We start from the raw sequence: 20691 nt of genomic DNA, 5'->3' as shown, positions 1-20691 counted from the left end.
ATCTCAAAGACGCGGATGAGCGACACCACCTTCGACTACATCATCATCGGCGCCGGCACCGCCGGCTCGCTGATGGCCAATCGCCTGAGCGCCAACAAGCAACGCCGCGTGCTACTCATAGAGGCGGGCCGAAGGGACGACTACCACTGGATCCACATCCCGGTCGGGTACTTGTATTGCATCGGGAATCCGCGCACCGACTGGCTCTACAGCACCGAGCCGGACGCTGGGCTCAATGGCCGCACGCTGCGCTATCCGCGCGGCAAGACGCTGGGCGGTTCCTCGAGCATCAACGGGATGATCTACATGCGCGGCCAGTCGCGTGACTACGACCAGTGGGCGCGCATCACGGGCGACGACGAATGGCGGTGGAGCCATGTGCTGCCTGCGTTCAAGAAGCACGAGGACTACTACCTCGGCGCCGACGAGCTTCACGGCGCCGGCGGCGAGTGGCGGGTCGAGAAGCAGCGCCTGCGCTGGGACATCCTCGACGCTTTTGCCGAAGCCGCCGTGCAGGCGGGCGTGCCGCACAGCACCGATTTCAACCGCGGCAGCAATGAAGGCGTGGGGTACTTCCAGGTCAACCAGAAAGACGGCTGGCGCTGGAACACCGCCAAGGCGTTCCTGCGACCGACCTGCTATGGGCGCCCGAATTTCGAACTCTGGACGGGTGCGCAGGTGTCGCGCCTGCTCTTCGAAACCCACGCCGACGGCAGCCGCCGCTGTACCGGCGTGCGGGTGTGGGACGGGAACGAAATGGTGATCGCCCATGCGACGCGCGAAGTGATCCTTTGCGCCGGCAGCATCGGCTCGCCGCAGATCCTGCAACTCTCGGGCGTCGGGCCGGCGGACCTGCTGCGCCAGCATGGCATCGATGTGATGCTCGACGCACCCGGCGTTGGCGCGAATCTGCAGGACCACCTCCAGATCCGCGCGGTCTACAAGATCAAGAATGCGCCGACGCTCAATGTGCTGGCCTCTTCGCTCTACGGCAAGGCGAAGATCGGGATGGAATATCTCTTCAAGCGCAGCGGCCCGATGAGCATGGCGCCTTCGCAACTCGGCGCCTTCACGCGCAGCTCGCCAGCGTACGAATGGCCGAATCTCGAGTACCACGTGCAGCCGCTTTCGCTCGACGCCTTTGGTGAGCCGCTGCACAGCTTTCCGGCCTTCACCGCGAGCGTTTGCAACCTCAACCCGACCAGTCGCGGCAGCGTGCGTATCAAGAGCCCTCGCTTCGAGGATGCGCCGGCCATCGCGCCCAACTACCTGAGCACCGACGAAGACCGCAAGGTCGCGGCCGATTCGCTGCGGGTGACGCGCCGGATCGCATCGCAGCCCGCGTTGGCGAAATACAGACCCGAGGAATGGAAGCCGGGCGCGCAGTACCAGAGCGACGAAGAACTGGCGCGGCTCGCCGGCGACATCGCGACCACCATCTTTCACCCGGTGGGCACCACGAAAATGGGCCGCGACGACGACCCGATGGCGGTGCTCGACGCCCGCCTGCGCGTGCGCGCCATCGCGGGCTTGCGTGTGGTCGACGCCGGCGCCATGCCGACCATCACCAGCGGCAACACCAACAGCCCTACCCTGATGATGGCGGAGAAGGCGGCCGCCTGGGTGCGCGAAGCCGAAGTTTGACCTTTCCGTGTTTCCAGTTGTTGCAGTTTGACGGGTAATCCCCGATGCACTGCGGCGGTGCGCCGAATAAAGTCTCGGCACTCGCAAACGGGCCTGCCCGCTGCGCGGGGGACCGAGGAGACATCTTTCCAAGAATCAGAACAATCGACAAAAGGCATCCGCACGAGATGCCGTTTTTTTGAACAAGGCGCCGCTGGTCGGCGCCTTTTCTTTTTGCGGCGGCAAAGCCTGCACCACGGCCTGAATTCGCACGGTCTTGCTACAAGATCGATAGCAAAAACCGGGTGGGACAATTTCTCCCCATGGAAATTCTGGTGCTGACCCTCGCTTCGCTGTTCGCGGGCTTCGTGGATTCGATCGTAGGGGGAGGCGGACTGATCCTGGTGCCGGTGCTGTTCAGCGTGCTTCCCGGCGCGGCACCGGCGACGTTGCTGGGCACCAACAAGAGCGCCTCGGTCTGGGGCACCGCCGCCGCCACCGCACAGTTCCACCATCGCGTCGGCCTGCGCTGGCGCACCTTGTTGCCCGCCGCCGCCCTCGCCTTTTCGGGCGCGCTGGTCGGAGCGTGGGGCGTGACCGTGGTGCCGGGCGACTTCCTCCGAAAGCTGCTACCAGTCATCCTTGTCGTGCTGCTGGTCTACACCCTCGCACGCAAGGACATGGGCCATCACCATGCGCCGCAGTTCAGCGGCCGTGCAGAGCTTGCTGCGACGGCGCTGATCGGCTTCGCGCTCGGGATATACGACGGCTTCTTCGGACCCGGCACCGGGAGCTTTTTCGTGTTCCTGTTCGTGCGCTGGCTGGGCTACGACTTCCTGAACGCCGCCGCGTCGGCCAAGCTGCTCAACACCATGACCAACCTCGGCGCGCTGCTGCTGCTCGGGCTCAAGGGCCACGTGCTGTGGCGCTATGGGCTGGTGATGGCAGTCGCGAACGTCGCCGGGAGTGTGATCGGCGCCCGCGTCGCGATCAGGCACGGGGCCGGCTTCGTCCGGAAGGTGTTCATCGTCGTGGTGGGCGCACTGATCCTGAAGACCGCGTATGACGCCTTTCTACGCTGACCCTGCCCGCGCGCCAGCGGGTTTTCGTTCAGGGTGCAGCCGACGCCGCTGCGGGCGTTGCATCCGAAGGCCAGGCCACTTCGCTGGCGACGCGCGGCTTGCCGATCGGCGCAGCGGCCTTGCCCGTCTGGATGGCGGCCAGGTCGGCCTCGCTGGGATACTGGTTCATCAGCCAGTAGTCGAATACGCGGCGCGCGATCGGCGCCGCGGCGCCAGCGCCCCAGCCCGCGTTTTCGACAACGACCGCCACCGCGATCTTCGGATCGTTCACTGGTGCAAAAGCCATGAAGAGCGCGTGATCGCGCTGGTGCTCTTCGAGAGCCTTGGCGTTGTACTTGGTGTTCTGCGCCTGGGTCATCGCCTGAGCGGTACCGGTCTTGCCGGCGGCCTGGTAGCCCGCGCCGGCAAACACACCCCGTGCAGTGCCGGCAGTCACGACGGCAACCAGGCCGTCGCGCACCACCCCGATATTGGCGCTCGTCAGCCCAAGGTTTTCGGCAGGCGGCTGCTCGACGGGATTGACCTGTCCGGTCACCGTGTCCCGAACGGCAAGCGCCAGATGCGGTTTGTGCTTCATGCCGCCGTTGGCCACGATCGACGTGGCCTGCGCCAACTGCAACATCGTGAAGGCGTTGTAGCCCTGGCCGATGCCCAACGAGATGGTTTCGCCCGCGTACCACTTCTTCTGCTCCGGGCGCTTGTAGGTATTGCGCTTCCACTCGGTGCTGGGCAACACGCCGCGCACCTCGCCGCCGATGTCGATGCCGGTGATCTGGCCGAAGCCCAGCGGCTTCATCGAGTCGTGGATCAGGTCCACGCCCATTTCGTTGGCTAGCGAATAGAAGTAGATGTTGCTCGACAGCTGGATCGCACGACGCATGTCGACGCCGCCGAGATAGCCCTCGGGGCTGCCGAACCGGTGTCCGCCGAAATTGAAATACCCCGGGTCGTTAACCACCACGCTCGGTCCGCGTTTGCCGGTCTGCAGTGCGGCCAGCGCCATGAACGGCTTGTAGGTCGAGCCCGGCGGATAGGTGCCTCGCAATGCGCGATTGAGCAGCGGCTTGTCGATCGACTCGCTGAGTTCCTTCCAGCTTTCGGAATCGATGCCTTCGACGAAAAGGTTCGGATCGAAGGTGGGCTTGCTCACGAAGGCCAGGATCTCGCCCGTCCTGGGATCGATCGCGACAAGCGCGCCGCGCCGGTCGCCGAACATTTCCTCCACCAGCTTCTGCAGCTTGATGTCGATCGAGAGCATGACGGTATTGCCCGGCGTGGCCGGGTGCGCCGCAAGGCGACGCACTGCGCGGCCGCCGGCCGATGTTTCCATCTGCTCCACACCGGTCTGACCGTGCAGCGTCTTTTCGTAGCTCTGCTCGATGCCGAGCTTGCCGATGTACTCCGTGCCCTTGTAGTTGGCCAAGTCCTCGTCTTCCCAATCGTCCATGGCCGCCTTCTCGGCTTGGTTGATGCGGCCGATGTAGCCGAGCACATGGCTCGCCAGTTCGCCGTTCGGATAGTTTCGGAAGAGCCGCGCCTTGATTTCGACGCCGGGGAAGCGATAGCGTTGCGCGGCGAACCGGGCGACTTCCTCGTCGCTCAGCCGGGTGCGGATCGGAACGGAGTCGAAACTGCGTGAATCCTCGCGCAGGCGTTTGAAACGACGGCGATCGCGCGGCGAGATCTCGAGAACTTCGGCAAGGCTGTCGATGGTTTCCTCGAGGCTGTCGACCTTCGACGGCGTGATTTCGAGCGTATAGGCTGAATAGTTCGAAGCCAGCACGATCCCGTTGCGATCCAGGATCAGGCCGCGATTCGGTACCACGGGCACGATGGCCGTCCGATTGCTCTCGGCCTGCTCCGCGAGATCTTCATGGCGCACGACCTGCAGATAGACCAGCCGCATGCACAACAGTCCGAAACACGTCAGGACGACGAGGCCGATCACGATCACCCGGCGCTTGAAGCGCGAGAGGTCGGCGGCGACATTGCGGATTTCGGTCATGACAGGGTCAGCTTAGATGGGACGAACGATGGAAGCAAATGCTCACCTCATCGTTTACGCGCTCTGGCGGCCTCATCTAGAGTGGCCGATTGGCATCTGGTTCCGGCGCTCGGCGCTGCGGTGCCAGCAGCGCGAGGCTCACCAGCGGCCACAGCACCGCCTCAATGACCGGGGCGATCAGCAGCGACCAGCCGGGGAACACGCCGCCGCCGATCATCCGGATCGCAAGCTCGATGAGGTGCGATACCGCGAACAATGGCAGCACCTGCAAGGCCTGCGAGATCACCGGAAACCACAGCAGCCGACGGTGGATCATGATCGCGAAGAAGCCGAGCGTCGTGTATGACAACGCATGCTGGCCGAGCATGGCCGCCTGATGCACATCCATCAGCAGGCCGAACACGAAGGCGGCACCGATGCCGATGCGGGCGGGCTGATGGACGCTCCAGAACACAATCACCAGCGCCAGCAGGTCGGGGGTCCACGCAGCTCGGCCGATCGGCACCATGTTGAGCAACAGCGCAACGATGAGGCTCGTCCACATGAAGAAAGGGCTGACGGGCAGCAGCAGCTGCTGTTGTCCGGGACGCATGATCATCGGGTGCGCCTCTCTTTCTTGTCGCCCTTGTCCGCCTTGGCATCTGCCTTGGCGTCCGCCTTGTCGGCCTTCTTCTTGGCGGCGGCCGCCGCGGGCGCAGATGGGGCGGGCCGCGGCAAGGGCGGTGTGCCGGTCGGCGCCAGTACGAGCACGTAGCGCGCCGCCGTCACGTGGCCCAGGGGCTCGCTGTGGATGCGCGCGAAGGCGGATTCAGCGCGGCGCTCGATGCGATCGATCTTCGCGACCGGCAAGCCGGGCGGATAGACGCCGTCGACGCCGCTGGTCGTCAGGATGTCGCCTTCCTGGATATCCGCATTCGCAGCGATGAAACGCAATTCAAGCCCGGCGCCATGAGCGCTGGCGTCGCCGAAAGCCACGCTGCGGGCGCCGGTGCGCGTGTTCTGCACGGGGATGGAAAGGTCGCGATCGATCACGAGCGTGACCTCGCTCGTGAACGGCAGCACCTGGGTGACCTGCCCGAGCACGCCGTTCTCGTCGATCACCGGCGAGCCGGCCGCGATGCCGCTGTTGAGGCCCTGGTCGATGACAAGCTTGCGGGTATAGGGGTCGGCCGTGTCGTAGAGCACCTCGGCCACCCTTCCGGGGGTCTGGGTCGTCTGGCGCAGTTCGAGCATCGCGCGCAGCCGGGCGTTTTCCTTCGCGAGCGTATCGGCCTGGCTCGCCCGTTCGGACTGCAGCGCGAGCGCCTTGCGCGCGTCTGCCTCATTGGATTGCGCGGCTTGCAGATCTTCGAGATAGCGCCCGCCGCCCGCGATGAGCTGCACCGGCTTCAGCGCGAGCCACTGGATGGGATAGAGCACCGCGCCGATCGCTGTACGCACCGGCTGGACGATGTTGAAGCGTGCGTCGGCCACCATCAGGAACAGCGCGAGCGCGCTGAAGAAAATCAGCTTGCTGAGCGCCGAAGGCCCCTGGTTGAACAAGGGTGGCGCGGTGCGATCGAGCGTCCCGAGCGGCATGACGAGAGGAGTGCCTTAAATTGAAAAAGCCGGCCCTGCGCAGACGACGCGGGCCGGCCATTTGCGCAACAGCTGCATTATTCGCTGGTAAAGATGCTTCCGAGCCGGTCCATGCGCTCCAGCGCGATGCCGCAGCCTCGCACCACGCAAGTCAGCGGATCTTCGGCCACGAGCACTGGCAGGCCGGTTTCCTCGGCCAGCAGCCGGTCGAGGTCGCGCAAGAGCGCGCCGCCGCCGGTGAGCATCATTCCGCGTTCAGCAATGTCGGCACCCAGTTCGGGAGGTGTTTGCTCGAGGGCGTTCTTGACGGCGGACACGATGTTGTTGAGCGGGTCGGTCAGCGCTTCCAGCACTTCGTTGCTGCTGATGGTGAAGCTGCGCGGCACGCCTTCGCTCAGGTTGCGGCCCTTGACTTCCATTTCCTTGACTTCGGAGCCCGGGAAAGCGGAGCCGATGCTCTTCTTGATGACTTCGGCCGTCGGTTCGCCGATCAGCATGCCGTAGTTGCGGCGGATGTAGTTGATGATGGCCTCGTCGAAGCGGTCGCCGCCGACGCGGACGCTGCCCTTGTAGACCATGCCGCCCAGCGAGATCACGCCGACTTCGGTCGTGCCGCCGCCGATGTCGACAACCATCGAGCCGCTGGCTTCGGAAACCGGCAGGCCGGCACCGATCGCGGCGGCCATGGGTTCTTCGATGAGGTAGACCGAGGTCGCGCCTGCCGCTTCGGCCGCGTCCTTGATGGCGCGGCGCTCGACCTGGGTGGAACCGCAGGGTACGCAGATGATGATGCGCGGGCTGGGCGTGAGCAGCGAACGCGGGTGCACCATCTTGATGAACTGCTTGATCATCTGCTCGGTGATCACGAAATCGGCGATCACGCCGTCCTTCATGGGACGGATGGCTTCGATGTTCCCGGGCACCTTGCCGAGCATGGCCTTGGCTTCGCGACCCACGGCCTGGATCACCTTCTTGCCGTGCGGACCGCCTTCATGGCGGATGGCGACAACCGAGGGTTCGTCCAGGACGATGCCCTTGTTGCGAGCAAAGATCAGGGTGTTGGCGGTGCCGAGGTCGATCGCGAGGTCGGTAGAAAAGTACCGACGGAAAGCTCCAAACATTGTGGAATCCTCTGGAGCACGGCATGCGCGTCGGCACGCCGTCGCCCTCTTGCTGGGTCGTTTGACGGGGGTGGTTTGAAACGGTTTTGCGGCAAATGCCGTCGCGTTCGCGGGGGTTGCGGCAAAGGCGGGATAATAACCGAATCCCTTGACGCTCCCAGCGTTTCGGCGCACCTTTTCAGCGTGCCAGGGGCCTCGTTTTCACGTTCGCCAAGGCTTCTTTTCTCCGATGTCCCTCACTTCTTCCGATATCGCGCGCATCGCGTCGCTCGCCCGGCTCCAGCTGGCCCCCGATGAAAGCGAGCGCATGCGCGGCCAGATCAACGGCTTTTTCGACCTCGTCGAACAAATGCGTGCCGTCGACACTACCGGCATCGAGCCGCTCGCCCATCCGGTCGCCACGATCGAGGACGTGACCCTCCGTCTTGCCGAAGACGCCGTCACCGAGCCCGACAACCGCGAAGCCAACCAGCGCAGCGCGCCGGCAGTCGAGAACGGTCTGTTCCTGGTCCCGAAGGTGATCGAATGAGCGGCGAACTGCATCAATTGAGCGTGACGGAACTCGCCAAGGCGCTGCGCGAACGCAAGGTGTCGGCCGTGGAAGCCGCCAAGCACCAGCTGACCCGCATCCGGCAACACAAGGAGCTGGGTGCCTTCATCGCCATCGACGAAGACCTGACCTTGACCCAGGCCCGCGCGGCCGACGTGAAGATCGCCGCCGGCCAGGCCGCCGCATTGACCGGCGTGCCGATCGCGCACAAGGACATCTTCGTCACCGCCGACCTGCCGACCAGCGCGGGGTCGCGCATCCTCGCCGGTTACCGATCGCCGTTTGACGCCACTGTCGTGCAGCGCCTCGCAGACGCGGGCGCCGTGACGCTCGGCAAGCTGAGCTGCGACGAATTCGCGATGGGCTCGGCCAACGAGAACGTGGCCGTGCCCGCCGTGGGCTTCGACCACGCGGTGCCGGTACGCAATCCCTGGGATCCCACGCGCATTCCAGGCGGCTCGTCCGGCGGCAGCGCCGCCGTGGTCGCGGCGCGACTGGCACCCGCCGCGACCGGCACCGACACGGGCGGCTCGATCCGCCAGCCGGCCTCGTTCTGCGGCGTGACCGGCATCAAGCCGACCTACGGACGCGCTTCGCGCTACGGCATGGTCGCGTTCGCCTCGAGCCTCGACCAGGCGGGCCCGATGGCTCGATCGGCCGAGGACTGCGCGCTGCTGCTCTCGGCCATGTGCGCCCCTGACCCGGACCGCGATTCGACATCGCTCGACCGCCCCCCGGAAGATTTTTCGCGCCGTCTGGGCGAATCGCTCGAAGGCCTTCGCATCGGCGTACCCAAGGAGTTCTTCGGCGAGGGCGTTGCCCCTGGCGTGCGCGCCGCGGTCGATGCGGCACTTGCCGAATATGAAAAGCTCGGCGCCCGCCGCGTAGAGATCACGCTGCCGCGCACCGAACTGTCGATTCCCGTGTACTACATCATTGCGGCTGCTGAAGCGTCGAGCAACCTGAGCCGATTCGATGGCGTCAAGTTCGGCCATCGCGCGAAGGACTATCGCGACCTCGCCGACATGTACGGCAAGACACGCGAGGAAGGCTTCGGCGACGAGGTCAAGCGCCGCATCATGATCGGCACCTACGTGCTGTCCCACGGCTATTACGACGCCTACTACCTGCAAGCCCAGAAGGTGCGCCGCATGATCGCGGACGATTTCCAGGAGGCCTTCAGCCAGTGCGACCTCATCGCCGGCCCCGCGGCACCCACGGTGGCATGGAAGCTTGGTGAGCACGGCGGTGACCCAGTGGCGGACTACCTCGCGGACATCTTCACGTTGCCGGCGTCGCTCGCCGGCCTGCCCGGCATGAGCGTGCCGGCCGGCTTCGACGGCGGCATGCCTGTCGGGGTGCAATTGATCGGCAACTACTGCGACGAAGCCCGTCTGCTCAACGCGGCACACCGCTTTCAGCAGGCCACCGACTGGCACCAGCGCGCGCCGGCCGGCTATTGATGGCGAAAAATTGACATGAGCGAAATCAACACTTTCGAGGCCGCGCAGAGCGGACGTCCGACAGGCCCGCTGGTTCGTGGCTATGAAGTCATCATCGGCTTCGAGACCCACGCGCAGTTGTCCACCGCATCCAAGATCTTCAGCCGCGCATCGACCGCCTTCGGCGCCGAGCCGAACACACAGGCCTGCGCGGTCGATCTGGCACTGCCCGGCACGCTGCCGGTAATGAACAAGGGCGCCGTCGAACGCGCCATCAAGCTCGGCCTCGCGCTCGGCTCGCACATTGCGCCGCGCAGCGTGTTTGCGCGCAAGAACTACTTCTATCCCGACCTGCCGAAGGGCTACCAGATCAGCCAGTTCGAGATTCCGGTCGTGCAGGGCGGCTCGGTGAGTTTCTTCCTCGGCGACGAGAAGAAGACCGTGCGACTGGTGCGCGCGCACCTCGAGGAAGACGCGGGCAAGTCGCTGCACGAGGATTTCATCGGCCAGTCGGGCATCGACCTGAACCGCGCCGGCACGCCGCTGCTGGAAATCGTGACCGAACCCGACATGCGCTCGACCGCCGAGGCCGTCGCCTACGCGCGCGAACTGCACAAGCTCGTCACGTGGATCGGCATCTGCGACGGCAACATGCAGGAAGGCAGTTTCCGCTGCGACGCCAACGTGTCGGTGCGCAAGCCCGGCGACCCTCTGGGCACCCGCCGCGAGATCAAGAACCTCAACAGCTTCAAGTTCATGCAGCAGGCGATCGACTACGAGATCCGCTGGCAGATCGACGAGATCGAGGATGGCCGCGAGATCCAGCAGGCGACGGTGCTGTTCGACCCCGACACTGGCGAAACGCGCGCCATGCGGACCAAGGAAGACGCGGCCGACTACCGCTACTTCCCCGATCCGGACTTGCCGCCGCTGGCGATCGCCGCCGAATGGATCGAGCGCGTTCGCGCCCAGATGCCCGAACTGCCGCGCGCGATGGCCGAGCGCTATGTGCAGGCGCACGCCCTGTCCGAGTACGACGCCACGCAGCTCACCCAGAGCCCCGCGCTGGCACGCTATTTCGACGATGCAGTAAGCGCCGGCGCCGCACCCAAGCTGGCCAGCAATTGGATCACCGGCGAAATCGCGCGGCGCCTGAACCTGCAGGACATCGCGATCACCGAAGCGCCCGTGGGCGCGGCACAACTCGCGAAACTGATCCAACGCATCAGCGACGGCACCGTGTCGAACAACGCAGCGCGCCAGGTCTTCGACGCACTCTGGACCGGCGAAGGCCAGGACGCCGATGCAGTGATCGAAGCCAAGGGCCTCAAGCAGATGAGCGACACCGGCGCGCTGGAAAAGATCATCGATGGCGTCCTGGCCACCAACCAGAAAAACATCGACGAATACCGCGCCGGCAAGGACAAGGCCTTCAACGCCCTCGTCGGCCAAGTCATGAAGGCCAGCCAAGGCAAAGCCAACCCCGCCCAAGTCAACGCCCTCCTGAAAGCCAAACTGGGCTGATGGCGCGCCAGCGGCCCGCGAAGCGCGGCCGCCCTTCGCGAAACACCGCGGAACCGGCTTTGCCGGGCCGCCGGTGTTGCCCCCGGCAGGGGGTGGGCGGCTACACGAAGTGAGCCAACCTGGGGGCGAGCTACTTCCCAGCCCACAAAGGCTTGAGGCGCACCTGTTCTTCATCGAAGCGCGCGTTGACGCGCTTCTTTTCGTCTTCCTGCTCCGCGATGAACCTGTTCTGCACCTCGGCGCTTCTGGCGTTGTCGTCGGCCTTGCGGCGGACCGAGCCCGGCGCCTTGGCCGGGTCGCCCTTGTAGAACTCGAGCTCCTCGTCGATCCGCTTGCGCTCCTCGGCCAGCTCGCCAAGGCGCTTCTTGGCCGCCTGAATCACCGCATCGATCTGCACCAGCGCTTCGGCGCGTTCGCGGTCGTGCGCAGCGGCGTTGGGATAGCGGATCAGCAACGCACGTTCGCGCCGCCGCTCTTCGATCTGGCGCGACGCCTGCAACTGCGCCTGGCGTTCGCGCTCTTCGCGCTCGGCCTGTTCACGCGGCGTGTACGTAGGTTCGACCTTGCGCCGTATCGTGCCACTGGGGTTCAGCTCGCGCTGCTCCCGGTCGATGCAATCGGGAATGGGTCGGTCGGCGGTGATGGTGTGGCCCCGCGCGTCGACGCAACTGTAGATGCCGGCGCTGCTGGATGCGCCCCCGGCAGCGCCGCCCGGCGGGCGCGCTGCGCCGGCTTGTTGCGCGCGGATTTCGCCGGCAACGACCAGCGTGAGCGCCAGGAATCCAATCAGTGCGTAGGTTCTCGCCAACGTGAGTCCTTCAGGCGGGTTGAATCAGCTTGCGCCGTAACGAGTCCTGTATGCCAGCACCGCCTGGTGATGGGCGCCCAGTTCGTCGTCGGCACGGCCTGAGAGGTACTGTAACAAGTCGTCAAGCGTTGCGATCGCAATCACGTGCAGGCCCAGTTGATTACGGACATATTGCACGGCGCTGTGCGCCACGTCCTGACCGTTTTCGGTCGCCATCTCCTGGCGATCGAGGGCGATGGCCACCGCATGCGGGGTGGCGCCAGCGTTCTGGATGGCGGCAATGGATTCGCGCACCGCGGTGCCGGCGGACATCACGTCGTCCACGATCAGCACGCGGCCCTTGAGCGGCGCGCCGACCAGCGAGCCGCCCTCGCCGTGGTCCTTGGCTTCCTTGCGGTTGTAGGCGAACGGCACGTTGCGCCCGCGGCGAGCGAGTTCGGCAGCCACTGTGGCACCCAGTGGGATGCCCTTGTAGGCCGGGCCAAAGATCATGTCGAATTCCAGCCCGCTGGCGATCAGGCGGTCTGCATAGAATCCGGCGAGCCTCGCGAGCTTGGCGCCGTCGTCGAACAGGCCCGCGTTGAAGAAATAGGGGCTCATGCGACCGGCCTTGGTCTTGAACTGGCCGAAGCGCAGCACCCCCGACTCCAGAGCGAACTGCACAAACTCCTGTGCGAGCGCGCTGCCCTCTTCAATCTCTCCAGCCATAGGGAATGTCCTCGTGTTCAAACTGACCAGCCTCAACCTCAACGGCCTGCGATCGGCTGCCACCAAAGGCGTTGCCGACTGGGTGGCCGAACTGGCGCCGGATTGTATTTGCATGCAGGAAATCCGCGTCCAGGCGAGCGACATCGAGGGCCGCTTCGAAGAAATGGCGGGGCTGAAAGGCCACTTTCATTTCGCAGAGAAAAAAGGCTATGCGGGCACTGCGATCTACACGAAGCATGCGCCCAGCGACGTCATCGTGGGCTGGGGCGATCGCGAGTTCGACGCCGAGGGCCGCTACCTTGAACTGCGTTTCGATACGCCGAAACGCAAGCTGTCAGTCATCAGTTGCTATTTCCCGAGCGGCTCATCGGGCGAAGAGCGGCAGGCGGCGAAGTATCGATTTCTCAAAGGCTTCTTTCCGCATCTCGTGGCGCTCAAGCGCGAGCGCGAATTCGTGCTGTGCGGCGACATCAATATCGCGCACAAGGAGATCGACCTGAAGAACTGGCGCGGCAACCAGAAGAACAGTGGCTTCCTGCCGGAAGAACGCGCCTGGATGACGAACCTGCTGGACACCGGCGCCGAAGGTGCCGGGCTCGTCGACGTCTACCGGATGCTCAGGCCCGACACCACCGAAGAAGCCTACACGTGGTGGAGCAACCGAGGACAGGCCTACGCGAAGAACGTGGGCTGGCGGCTGGACTACCACCTTGCCACGCCGAAGCTCGCCAAGCTCGCGCGCAACGAATCGATTTTCAAGACGCTCAAGTTCAGCGACCACGCGCCGATCACGATCGACTACGACTTCACGCTGTAGCGCGAACAGTCCCTAGCGGGAGAGCACGGGCAGCGCCTTCATGAGCGTTTCGCCGAATGAATGCATGGCTTCGCTCTCGTACGCGCCGCGCTTGGTGATGCGAAAGAAATCCATGCCCACCTTGGGCTTGACCAGCACGTCGGTGCTCACCCGGTGGCGGCGACACGCCGCAAGCGCGAAGGTGGGCATCACCGCAGTACCGAAGCCGGCCTCGACCATCGAGATCATCGTGCCGAAGAAATTGAAGGACTGCCGTTGCTGCGCATCGGCCCGCCCGATCGCGCCGAGATGAACGTCGATGACTTTCTGGATCGGATTGTTCTGCGGCAGCGCCAGCAGCTCGGCGGATCGCAGCGCCGACCATGACACCGTCCCGGTGGACGCAGATGCTTCGTCGGATTCTGCAGGCGCCACCCGCATCAGATGAAAGCGGCCCACGGGCGTGCGCTCCAGTCCCGCCGCCGCCTTGAAGAAGAAGCCCAGGCCCATGTCCGCCTCGCCGTTGACGACCATCTCCTCCACATCACGCAGGTCAGCATCGAAGAGGCGCAAGCTGACCGACGGATGGTCATGGCGAAACTGACGGAACACCTGCGGCAGAAGATTCGACGACACCAACGGCGTCGCGGCAATGCGCAAGGTCTGCCGCGCCGCATCGCCTTCAATGCCGAGGCGCGAAGTGACGTCGTCCAGGTCGGTGACGACGCGTTCCACCACCGGCAGCAGGCGACGACCGGCCGAGGTCAGGCTCACCATCCGCGTGGTGCGGTCGAACAGGCGACAGCCGAGCTGCCGTTCCATCTCGCGCACCAGGGTACTCAGCCCAGCCTGTGTCATGTGCGCCTGCTCGGCCGCGCGGGTGAAATTTCCAATGCGCGCCACGTGCAGAAAAGCGCGCATCTGACGGACCGACATATTCATATGACTTCATGATAAATCCATACGACATCTAAATTTCCCAAATGATCGATGGCTCGATCTAATCCGCTTTCTTACTTTCTTATTGATGCAGGACAAGAAGAGCGAGACGAGATATGAGCAAGCAAACCGAAGTCATCGTGCTGGGTGCCGGCATCGGCGGCCTGACCCTGGCCTTGAGCCTGCACCAGGCCGGCATCGCCTGCCGCGTGTACGAGGCAGTGCCCGAACTGAAGCCGCTGGGCGTCGGCATCAACCTGTTGCCGCATGCGGTGCGCGAACTGAGCGAACTCGGCCTGTCGAGTTCGCTCGATGCCGTGGGCGTCCGCACGCAGGAATCGGTCTTCTTCAATTCGCACGGCCAGCTCGCGTTTCGGGAAGCGGCCGGGAGCGCGGCGGGCTACGACTGGCCGCAATACTCGATCCATCGCGGCGATCTCCACAGCGTTCTTCTGGCCGCGACGCTGGAGCGCCTCGGCGCCGATGCCGTCGTGTGCGGCCACCGCTGCGCGGGCGTGGACCAGGACGACACCGGCGTCACGGCCCGCTTCACCTCCCCTGACGGCTCGCCCCTGCCCAGCGTGCGCGGCGCCGTGGCCGTGGGATGCGACGGCATTCATTCGGTGCTGCGCAAGCAGTTCTATCCCAATGAAGGCGCGCCGCGCTACTCGGGCGTCAACATGTGGCGCGGCACCGCGAAGCACAAGCCGTTTCTCTCCGGCGCGAGCATGGTCCGGGCGGGCTGGCTCGACCAGGGGAAGATGGTGATCTATCCGATCCGCAACAACGTGGACGGCGAAGGCAACCAGCTCATCAACTGGGTCGCCGAGATCCATGCACCCAAGCCTGCGCTGCAGGACTGGAGCCGCCCCGGCCGCCTGGAGGACTTTCTCCCGGCCTTCGAGAACTGGCATTTCGACTGGCTCGACGTGCCGGAGCTGATTCGCTCTTCCGACGCGATCCTCGAATACCCGATGGTCGACCAGGACCCGCTGCCCAGGTGGACGCACGGGCGCCTCACGTTGCTGGGCGATGCGGCACATCCCATGGTGCCGCGCGGCTCGAACGGTGCCGGCCAGGCCATCATCGACGCCCGCTATCTCGCAGGTGCGCTGAAAAAGCTGGGCATAGGCAACCCGGCACTGGAGGACTACGACAGCGTCCGCGTGAAGGCGACCACGAACGTCGTGCTCACCAATCGCAGCAATCCGCCCGACACGATCCTTCGCGAGGTCTTCGAACGTTCCGGCGGACGACGCTTCGAGCGGCTGGAAGAATTCGTGACGCAGGACGAACTGCAAGCCATTTCGGACAACTACAAGCGCGTCGCCGGCTACGACCCCGTCGCGCTGAAGAACCGTCCTTCCTACCTTTGATTTCCAACAAGAAGACGGAGACATCATGCGCAAACTGACCCGATTCCTCGGCGCCTTCCTCATGGCCGCCAGCGCAGTGGCCGCCCACGCATGGCCCGAGCAGCCGATCACGCTGGTCGTGCCGTACACGCCCGGCACCGGCATCGACCTGGTCGCACGGCAACTGTCGGCGCGGCTGCCGGCATTGCTCGGCCAGCCGGTGGTCGTCGAGAACATCGCCGGCGCCAGCGGCAACATCGGCAGCGAAAAGGTGGCACGCGCCAAGCCAGACGGCTACACGTTGATGGTGCAGGTCAACACGCTGGTGATGAACAAGAGTCTGTACAAGTCTCTCGCCTACGACCCGGTCTCCGACTTCACGCCGGTTTCCCTCACGTCGTGGGGCACGCTGCTGCTGGTCACCAATCCCAATGTGCAAAAGACCAGCTCGGTCGCGGAAATGGTTGCTGCAGCCAAGGCCAACCCGGGCAAGCTGAATTACGCGACGCCGGGCGTCGGCACGCCGCACCATCTGTCGATGGCCATGCTGCTGCAGAGCTCCGGTGCCGAGATGCTGCACGTCCCCTACAAGGGTACGGCCGGCGCCGTGACCGATCTGCTGGGCGGCCGCATCGACTACATGTTCCTGCCGGTGCACGTCGCGCTGCAGCACATCCAGGCCGGCAAGCTCAAGGCCATCGCCACCGGCAGCGACAAGCGGCTTCCGCAATTGCCTAACGTGCCGACGCTCGCCGAATCCGGCATCAAGGGCGGCAACGTCGACATGTGGTACGGCGTGCTCGCGCCCAAGGGCACGCCGCCCGCCGTGGTCGCGCGACTCAACAAGGAAATCGGCGCCGTACTCAAGCAGCCGGAAGTCGCGAAGGCCTTCGAGGCGCAGGGCATGGTTCCGGCCGCGTCGACGCCCGAGGAGTTCGGCACGCTGATCAGCAAGGATGCAAAGCGCTGGGCCGAGGTGGTTCAGCGCGGCGGCATCACCGCGGACTGACGGGCGAGCGCCAGGCGCTCAACGCTCGGGCCGCCGTGTGCGGCCCGCATGCCTTGCCATGTGCACTTGGTGCAGCGTGATCTTGCGCACCTCGGCCTGGCTGGTCTCGATGTGCGCGCGCAGCAGCATCGCGGCCTGATCGCCGCGATTGGCACGAATCGCCTTGAGGATCTTGGCGTGCTCGTCGTAGGTGGCATCGATGCGCGGCTGCTGGGTGAAATCGAGCCTGCGGATGATGCGGATGCGGTCTGTCACGTCGCGATGGACGCGCGCCATTTCGCCATTGCCCGCCGCTTCGACGAGCGAGCAGTGAAAGGCCTCGTCCCATTGCGCGACCTGCACCGTGTCGGCGCTGCGTTGCGCGGCCGGCACGAGCCAGATGCCGGCGAGGCTGTCGAGCAGGCTGCGATCGACGCGATGGTCGCTTTCACAGAGGCGGTGCACGGCAGTGGTCTCGAGGACCATCCGCAGGTCGTACAGCTGCTCGAACTGGTCGAAGTCGAAAGGCAGCACGCGCCAGCCGCTGCGAAACAGCACTTCGACGAAGCCTTCCTGCTGGAGCCTGAAGAGCGCCTGCCGCACCGGTGTGCGCGAAACGCCGAGCCGTTCGCTGATTTCGTTCTCGGTGAAGCGGTCTCCGGGCACGAGGCTGAATTCGGCCACATCGCGCTTGAGCTGCGCGTAGACCTCATCCGCGCGCGTGCGGAACGCTACCTCCTGCAAAGCGGGCTGGGCTGGCGCGGAAGGGGTTCGAACGGTCGACACGAGGGCAATGTTAGTGCTTGCCGAGCGCGGCAAGCAACGAGGAACTCGGGGCGGTCCAGCCGACGATTGCACCCTGCGCGCGAATCATTTCAACGGCAGCGGCCTTGAAGGCGGGAAAGTAGCTTTCGGTGCAATCTTCAAGCAGGAGGCAGTCGTAGCCGCGATCGTTGGCCTCGCGCATGCTGGTCTGCACGCAGACTTCGGTGGTCACGCCGCCGAAGAGCAGATGCGTGATGCCGCGCCGCCGCAGCATCTCGTGCAGGCCCGTGGCATAGAACGCACCCTTGCCGGGCTTGTCGACGACGATCTCTCCTTCGATGGGAGCGAGCGCGTCGATGATCTGGTTGCCCGGCTCCCCCATCACCAGGATGCGGCCCATGGGGCCTTGGTCGCCGATGCGCAAGCTCGGGTTGCCGCGATTGCGCTTGGCGGGTGGGCAATCGGAGAGGTCGGGACGGTGTGCCTCGCGGGTATGGACGACAAGGCCACCTGCTTCTCGCCAGGCTTCGAGAGTCTTCTTCGTCGCCGGGACGATGGCTTCGAGCAGGGAGACGTCGTTGCCCAAAGTCTCGCCGAAGCCGCCGGGCTCGATGAAATCGCGCTGCATGTCGATCAGGACCAGTGCCGTTTTCGGGAGATCGAAATCGTATGGGAAGGGGGTGGCGGCTACCTGCATTTCGGGCCTTCGATGGAGTGGGGTTGGGGGTGGCGGAGGGAAGGGGTTGACTGTCCGCCGCCATCGCCGTGATGCACGCGCAGGCTGTTGGCGTTCGAGACGCGCGCATCGCTCGCACAACCATGGAGCCCGGTGTGCGGTGCGGGCTGTGCGACCCTTCTGCGCCGCTGAGGAGCGCAGCTTCAGGCGGATCAGGGCCGCGCGTGTTTGAGCGAAGCGAGTTTCGCGCGGACCCCGCCTGAAGCGAGCACCGCAAGGAAGCCCGAAGGGCCGGCGCAGCGGGGTCGCACAGCCCGCACCGCATACCGGGCGGCCCCCCCAAGCAAACGAACACGGCAGCAAGGCCCGGAGGAGCCTCATGAAGCCACCACAGCGTGCTCCCCGCCCCCCATATGCGCCCCCAACACATGCCTTTCAGCCGTAGCAGCAGGCGTCTCGAACACAACACGCCCTTCGCTCATCACGACGATCCGGTCCGCCATTTCCAGCAGTTCATCCAAGTCTTCGCTGATCAGCAAAACCGCACCACCCCGCGCCCGCACCTGCACGATACGGCTGTGAATCTCCGCCACCGCCGCGAAGTCCAGCCCGAACACCGGGTTCGCCGCAATCAGCACGTTGATGTCGCCCGCCAACTCCCGCGCCAGCACCGCCCGCTGAACGTTGCCGCCGGAGAGGCTGCGGATCGGCGCGCCCTCCCCTTGCGTCTTGACGCCGTATTCCGTGATCCATTCGCGCGCACGACTGCGCCACAGCGGGAAGTTCAGCACTCCCGCGCCGAGCGCCTGCCACGCCAGCGGCGGTTGATCGAAATCGCGCAGGGCCATGTTTTCCGAAACACTGAGATCGCCCACGCAAGCATTGCGCAATGGCTCTTCGGGCAGGCTTCGCACCTTCAGGCGCCGGTTCTCCTCACGCCGCGCACCATAGGGCTTGCCCATCACCGTGACTTCGCCCGCGAGGCGCGGCCGTTGGCCCACCAGCGCCTCTACCAACTCGCGCTGGCCATTGCCGGAGACCCCGGCCACGCCCAGGATTTCCCCGGCCCGCACGCTCAGGCTCAGGTCGTGCACCGCCAGCGTTCCCCGATCACCCTGCGCACGTAATCCGTCGATGCGCAAGGCAACGGGCGCATCCGTCGGCGTGTCCTTCATCGCGTGCAACGCGCGCCCGGACGGCGCAGCCGTGTCGCTTTCGGGCGGCGGCGCCTCGCCTTCGCCCATCATGGCCGCCGCAAGTCTCGCCGGATTCGTCTCGGCCACCTTGCAGTGATGCACCGCCTTGCCGCGGCGCAGCACCGTCACGCTGTCGGCATAGGCCATCACCTCGCGGAACTTGTGCGTGATGATGAGCACCGTGCACATCCCGCTCAACGCGAACTCGCGCACGTGGCCCAGCACCTCGTCGGCCTCTTGAGGCGTCAGCACCGAAGTCGGCTCGTCGAGGATCAGCAGGCGCGGCTTCAGATACAGCTGCTTCAGCAATTCGAGCTTCTGCTTCTCGCCGGCCGCCAGTTCCGAAGGCCGCACGTCGAGATCGAGCGTGAAGGGCGTCGTGGCCAGGAAATCCTTCAGTTCGGCACGCTTGCGCTTCCAGTCGATCATGGCCGGCGTCTTGCCGCCCGCCAGCAACAGGTTTTCCGCAACCGTCATGCCCGGTGCCAATGTGAAGTGCTGGTAGACCATGCCGATGCCGAGCGCCCGCGCGACGATCGGGTTCGCGATGTCCTGCTCGCGCCCGTCGATCATGATGCTGCCCTCTTCCGCACGCTGGAAGCCGGCCACGCACTTCACCAGCGTGCTCTTGCCAGCGCCGTTCTCTCCCAGCAGCGCATGCACGGTGCCTGGCTCGACGTGCATGGTCACATGGTCCATGGCCGTGAAGCTGCCGAAGCGCTTGGTCAGTTCGTAGGTGTCGAGCGCCAGCGCGCCTGTGGCTGGCGGGATCGGGTAGACGGGGGCGATCATGCTCGGAGCCTTTCTCTACATGGCCGACACGGCGTCCAGCAACGCGGCCGAATTGGCGTGCGCGCCGAACACGCCACCCTGCATGGTGATCATCTTCAGGGCGGCCAGATGATTGCCATGATCTGTCGCGGCCGTGCAGTCCGACAACAGCAAGCATTCGAAGCCGCGATCGTTCGCATCGCGCATGGTGGTGTGCACGCACACGTCGGTCGTAATGCCGGCGAGGATCAAGTTCTCGATGCCACGCGTGCGCAAGACAAGTTCGAGATCGGTCGCGTAGAACGAGCCCTTGCCCGGCTTGTCGATCACCACCTCGCCGGCCATCGGTGCCAGCGCGGGAATGATTTCCCACCCAGGCTCGCCGCGCACCAGGATGCGCCCGCACGGGCCTTCGTCGCCGATGCCCACGCCGTTGGCGCCGATCTGTCGCGACCGCCAGCGCTTGTTCGGCGGCAGATCGGCGAGATCCGGGCGATGGCCCTCCCGCGTGTGGATGATGTGAAAGCCGAGTTGCCGCAGCCGCGCCATCGTGCGCGCGATCGGCTCTATGGGCGCCTGGACCAGCGACAGGTCATAGCCCATCACATCGACATAGCCGCCCTTGCCGCAGAAGTCCGTCTGCATGTCGATCACGATGAGCACCGTGTTGTCGGGCCGCAGCTCGCCGTTGTAAGGCCACGGATACGGGTCCGCCGCAACGAAGCGTGTGGCTTGCTCGACGGCATTCATGGATCGTCTGCTCA

Annotated in this window: 19 protein-coding genes; 8 read left to right on the top strand and 11 right to left on the bottom strand. The window is 65.2% G+C overall.

The window, feature by feature from the left end; translation table 11 throughout:
• Nucleotides 1–15: 15 nt before the first annotated feature.
• Together AC1DN9_RS21920 and AC1DN9_RS21915 are read left to right on the top strand one after the other, a co-directional pair.
• Entirely contained in the window at nt 16–1644 is a 1629-nt protein-coding gene (locus AC1DN9_RS21920) for a GMC family oxidoreductase (protein WP_478103667.1), read from the top strand.
• A 302-nt stretch (nt 1645–1946) separates the two neighbouring features.
• Nucleotides 1947–2705, top strand: a complete 759-nt coding sequence (locus AC1DN9_RS21915) for a sulfite exporter TauE/SafE family protein (protein WP_478103666.1) — start codon at nt 1947–1949, stop codon at nt 2703–2705.
• 28 nt (nt 2706–2733) lie between these two features.
• Here the strand turns inward: AC1DN9_RS21915 and mrdA are convergent, their stop codons facing one another.
• From mrdA to AC1DN9_RS21895, 4 genes are all read right to left on the bottom strand, one after another.
• Nucleotides 2734–4710, bottom strand: coding sequence for a penicillin-binding protein 2 (gene mrdA, locus AC1DN9_RS21910; RefSeq protein ID WP_478103664.1), 1977 nt, complete (start codon nt 4708–4710; stop codon nt 2734–2736).
• Nucleotides 4711–4786: 76 nt separating this feature from the next.
• The gene (gene mreD, locus AC1DN9_RS21905) at nt 4787–5308 is read right to left on the bottom strand and encodes a rod shape-determining protein MreD (RefSeq protein ID WP_478103663.1); all 522 of its coding nucleotides are present in this window, start codon (nt 5306–5308) and stop codon (nt 4787–4789) included.
• Nucleotides 5305–6288, bottom strand: coding sequence for a rod shape-determining protein MreC (gene mreC, locus AC1DN9_RS21900; protein ID WP_478103662.1), 984 nt, complete (start codon nt 6286–6288; stop codon nt 5305–5307). Before mreC ends, mreD begins: the two co-directional genes overlap by 4 nt.
• A gap of 77 nt (nt 6289–6365) precedes the next feature.
• Nucleotides 6366–7409, bottom strand: a complete 1044-nt coding sequence (locus AC1DN9_RS21895; RefSeq protein WP_028249609.1) for a rod shape-determining protein — start codon at nt 7407–7409, stop codon at nt 6366–6368.
• 229 nt (nt 7410–7638) lie between these two features.
• Between AC1DN9_RS21895 and gatC the strand changes: the two genes are divergently transcribed.
• From gatC to gatB, 3 genes are read left to right on the top strand one after another with little or no spacing between them, the layout of a single operon-like run.
• A complete protein-coding gene (gene gatC / locus AC1DN9_RS21890) occupies nt 7639–7938 on the top strand; it encodes an Asp-tRNA(Asn)/Glu-tRNA(Gln) amidotransferase subunit GatC (RefSeq protein ID WP_478103660.1) in 300 nt (99 codons plus the stop codon).
• Nucleotides 7935–9422 carry an Asp-tRNA(Asn)/Glu-tRNA(Gln) amidotransferase subunit GatA gene (gene gatA, locus AC1DN9_RS21885; RefSeq protein WP_478103659.1) on the top strand — a complete coding sequence of 496 codons (1488 nt, stop codon included), beginning with the start codon at nt 7935–7937 and terminating at the stop codon, nt 9420–9422. The genes gatC and gatA overlap by 4 nt, the downstream gene beginning before the upstream one ends.
• 15 nt (nt 9423–9437) lie before the next feature.
• Entirely contained in the window at nt 9438–10925 is a 1488-nt protein-coding gene (gene gatB / locus AC1DN9_RS21880; protein ID WP_478103657.1) for an Asp-tRNA(Asn)/Glu-tRNA(Gln) amidotransferase subunit GatB, read from the top strand.
• A 130-nt stretch (nt 10926–11055) separates the two neighbouring features.
• Here gatB and AC1DN9_RS21875 read toward each other — a convergent pair whose 3' ends face one another.
• Together AC1DN9_RS21875 and pyrE are read right to left on the bottom strand one after the other, a co-directional pair.
• On the bottom strand, nt 11056–11733 hold the full coding sequence (locus AC1DN9_RS21875) for a DUF4124 domain-containing protein (RefSeq protein ID WP_478103656.1): 678 nt from the start codon (nt 11731–11733) through the stop codon (nt 11056–11058).
• 24 nt (nt 11734–11757) lie between these two features.
• A complete protein-coding gene (gene pyrE / locus AC1DN9_RS21870) occupies nt 11758–12441 on the bottom strand; it encodes an orotate phosphoribosyltransferase (RefSeq protein WP_478103655.1) in 684 nt (227 codons plus the stop codon).
• A gap of 13 nt (nt 12442–12454) precedes the next feature.
• Here pyrE and AC1DN9_RS21865 point away from each other — a divergent pair, with 13 nt between their 5' ends.
• The gene (locus AC1DN9_RS21865) at nt 12455–13258 is read left to right on the top strand and encodes an exodeoxyribonuclease III (RefSeq protein WP_478103653.1); all 804 of its coding nucleotides are present in this window, start codon (nt 12455–12457) and stop codon (nt 13256–13258) included.
• A gap of 12 nt (nt 13259–13270) precedes the next feature.
• Here the strand turns inward: AC1DN9_RS21865 and AC1DN9_RS21860 are convergent, their stop codons facing one another.
• A complete protein-coding gene (locus AC1DN9_RS21860) occupies nt 13271–14179 on the bottom strand; it encodes a LysR family transcriptional regulator (protein WP_478103652.1) in 909 nt (302 codons plus the stop codon).
• 113 nt (nt 14180–14292) lie between these two features.
• Between AC1DN9_RS21860 and AC1DN9_RS21855 the strand changes: the two genes are divergently transcribed.
• Both AC1DN9_RS21855 and AC1DN9_RS21850 read left to right on the top strand, forming a co-directional pair.
• Entirely contained in the window at nt 14293–15552 is a 1260-nt protein-coding gene (locus AC1DN9_RS21855; protein ID WP_478103650.1) for a flavin-dependent oxidoreductase, read from the top strand.
• 25 nt (nt 15553–15577) lie between these two features.
• The gene (locus AC1DN9_RS21850; protein WP_478103649.1) at nt 15578–16540 is read left to right on the top strand and encodes a tripartite tricarboxylate transporter substrate binding protein; all 963 of its coding nucleotides are present in this window, start codon (nt 15578–15580) and stop codon (nt 16538–16540) included.
• 18 nt (nt 16541–16558) lie between these two features.
• On the opposite strand, the gene AC1DN9_RS21845 is transcribed toward AC1DN9_RS21850, so the two are convergent.
• From AC1DN9_RS21845 to biuH, 4 genes are all read right to left on the bottom strand, one after another.
• Nucleotides 16559–17305, bottom strand: coding sequence for a GntR family transcriptional regulator (locus AC1DN9_RS21845; protein ID WP_478103648.1), 747 nt, complete (start codon nt 17303–17305; stop codon nt 16559–16561).
• Between the two features lie 10 nt (nt 17306–17315).
• Nucleotides 17316–17981: a cysteine hydrolase family protein gene (locus AC1DN9_RS21840; RefSeq protein ID WP_478103646.1), complete on the bottom strand. Its 666-nt coding sequence runs from the start codon at nt 17979–17981 to the stop codon at nt 17316–17318.
• Between the two features lie 356 nt (nt 17982–18337).
• Nucleotides 18338–19948 carry an ABC transporter ATP-binding protein gene (locus tag AC1DN9_RS21835; protein ID WP_478103645.1) on the bottom strand — a complete coding sequence of 537 codons (1611 nt, stop codon included), beginning with the start codon at nt 19946–19948 and terminating at the stop codon, nt 18338–18340.
• A gap of 15 nt (nt 19949–19963) precedes the next feature.
• On the bottom strand, nt 19964–20677 hold the full coding sequence (gene biuH, locus AC1DN9_RS21830; protein WP_478103696.1) for a biuret amidohydrolase: 714 nt from the start codon (nt 20675–20677) through the stop codon (nt 19964–19966).
• Nucleotides 20678–20691: the final 14 nt, after the last annotated feature.

The sequence above is a fragment of the Variovorax sp. 05L425 genome (genome assembly GCF_056397705.1).
The sequence above is the reverse complement of the archived record's forward strand: the minus strand, read 5'-3'. Positions and strand labels throughout refer to the sequence as shown.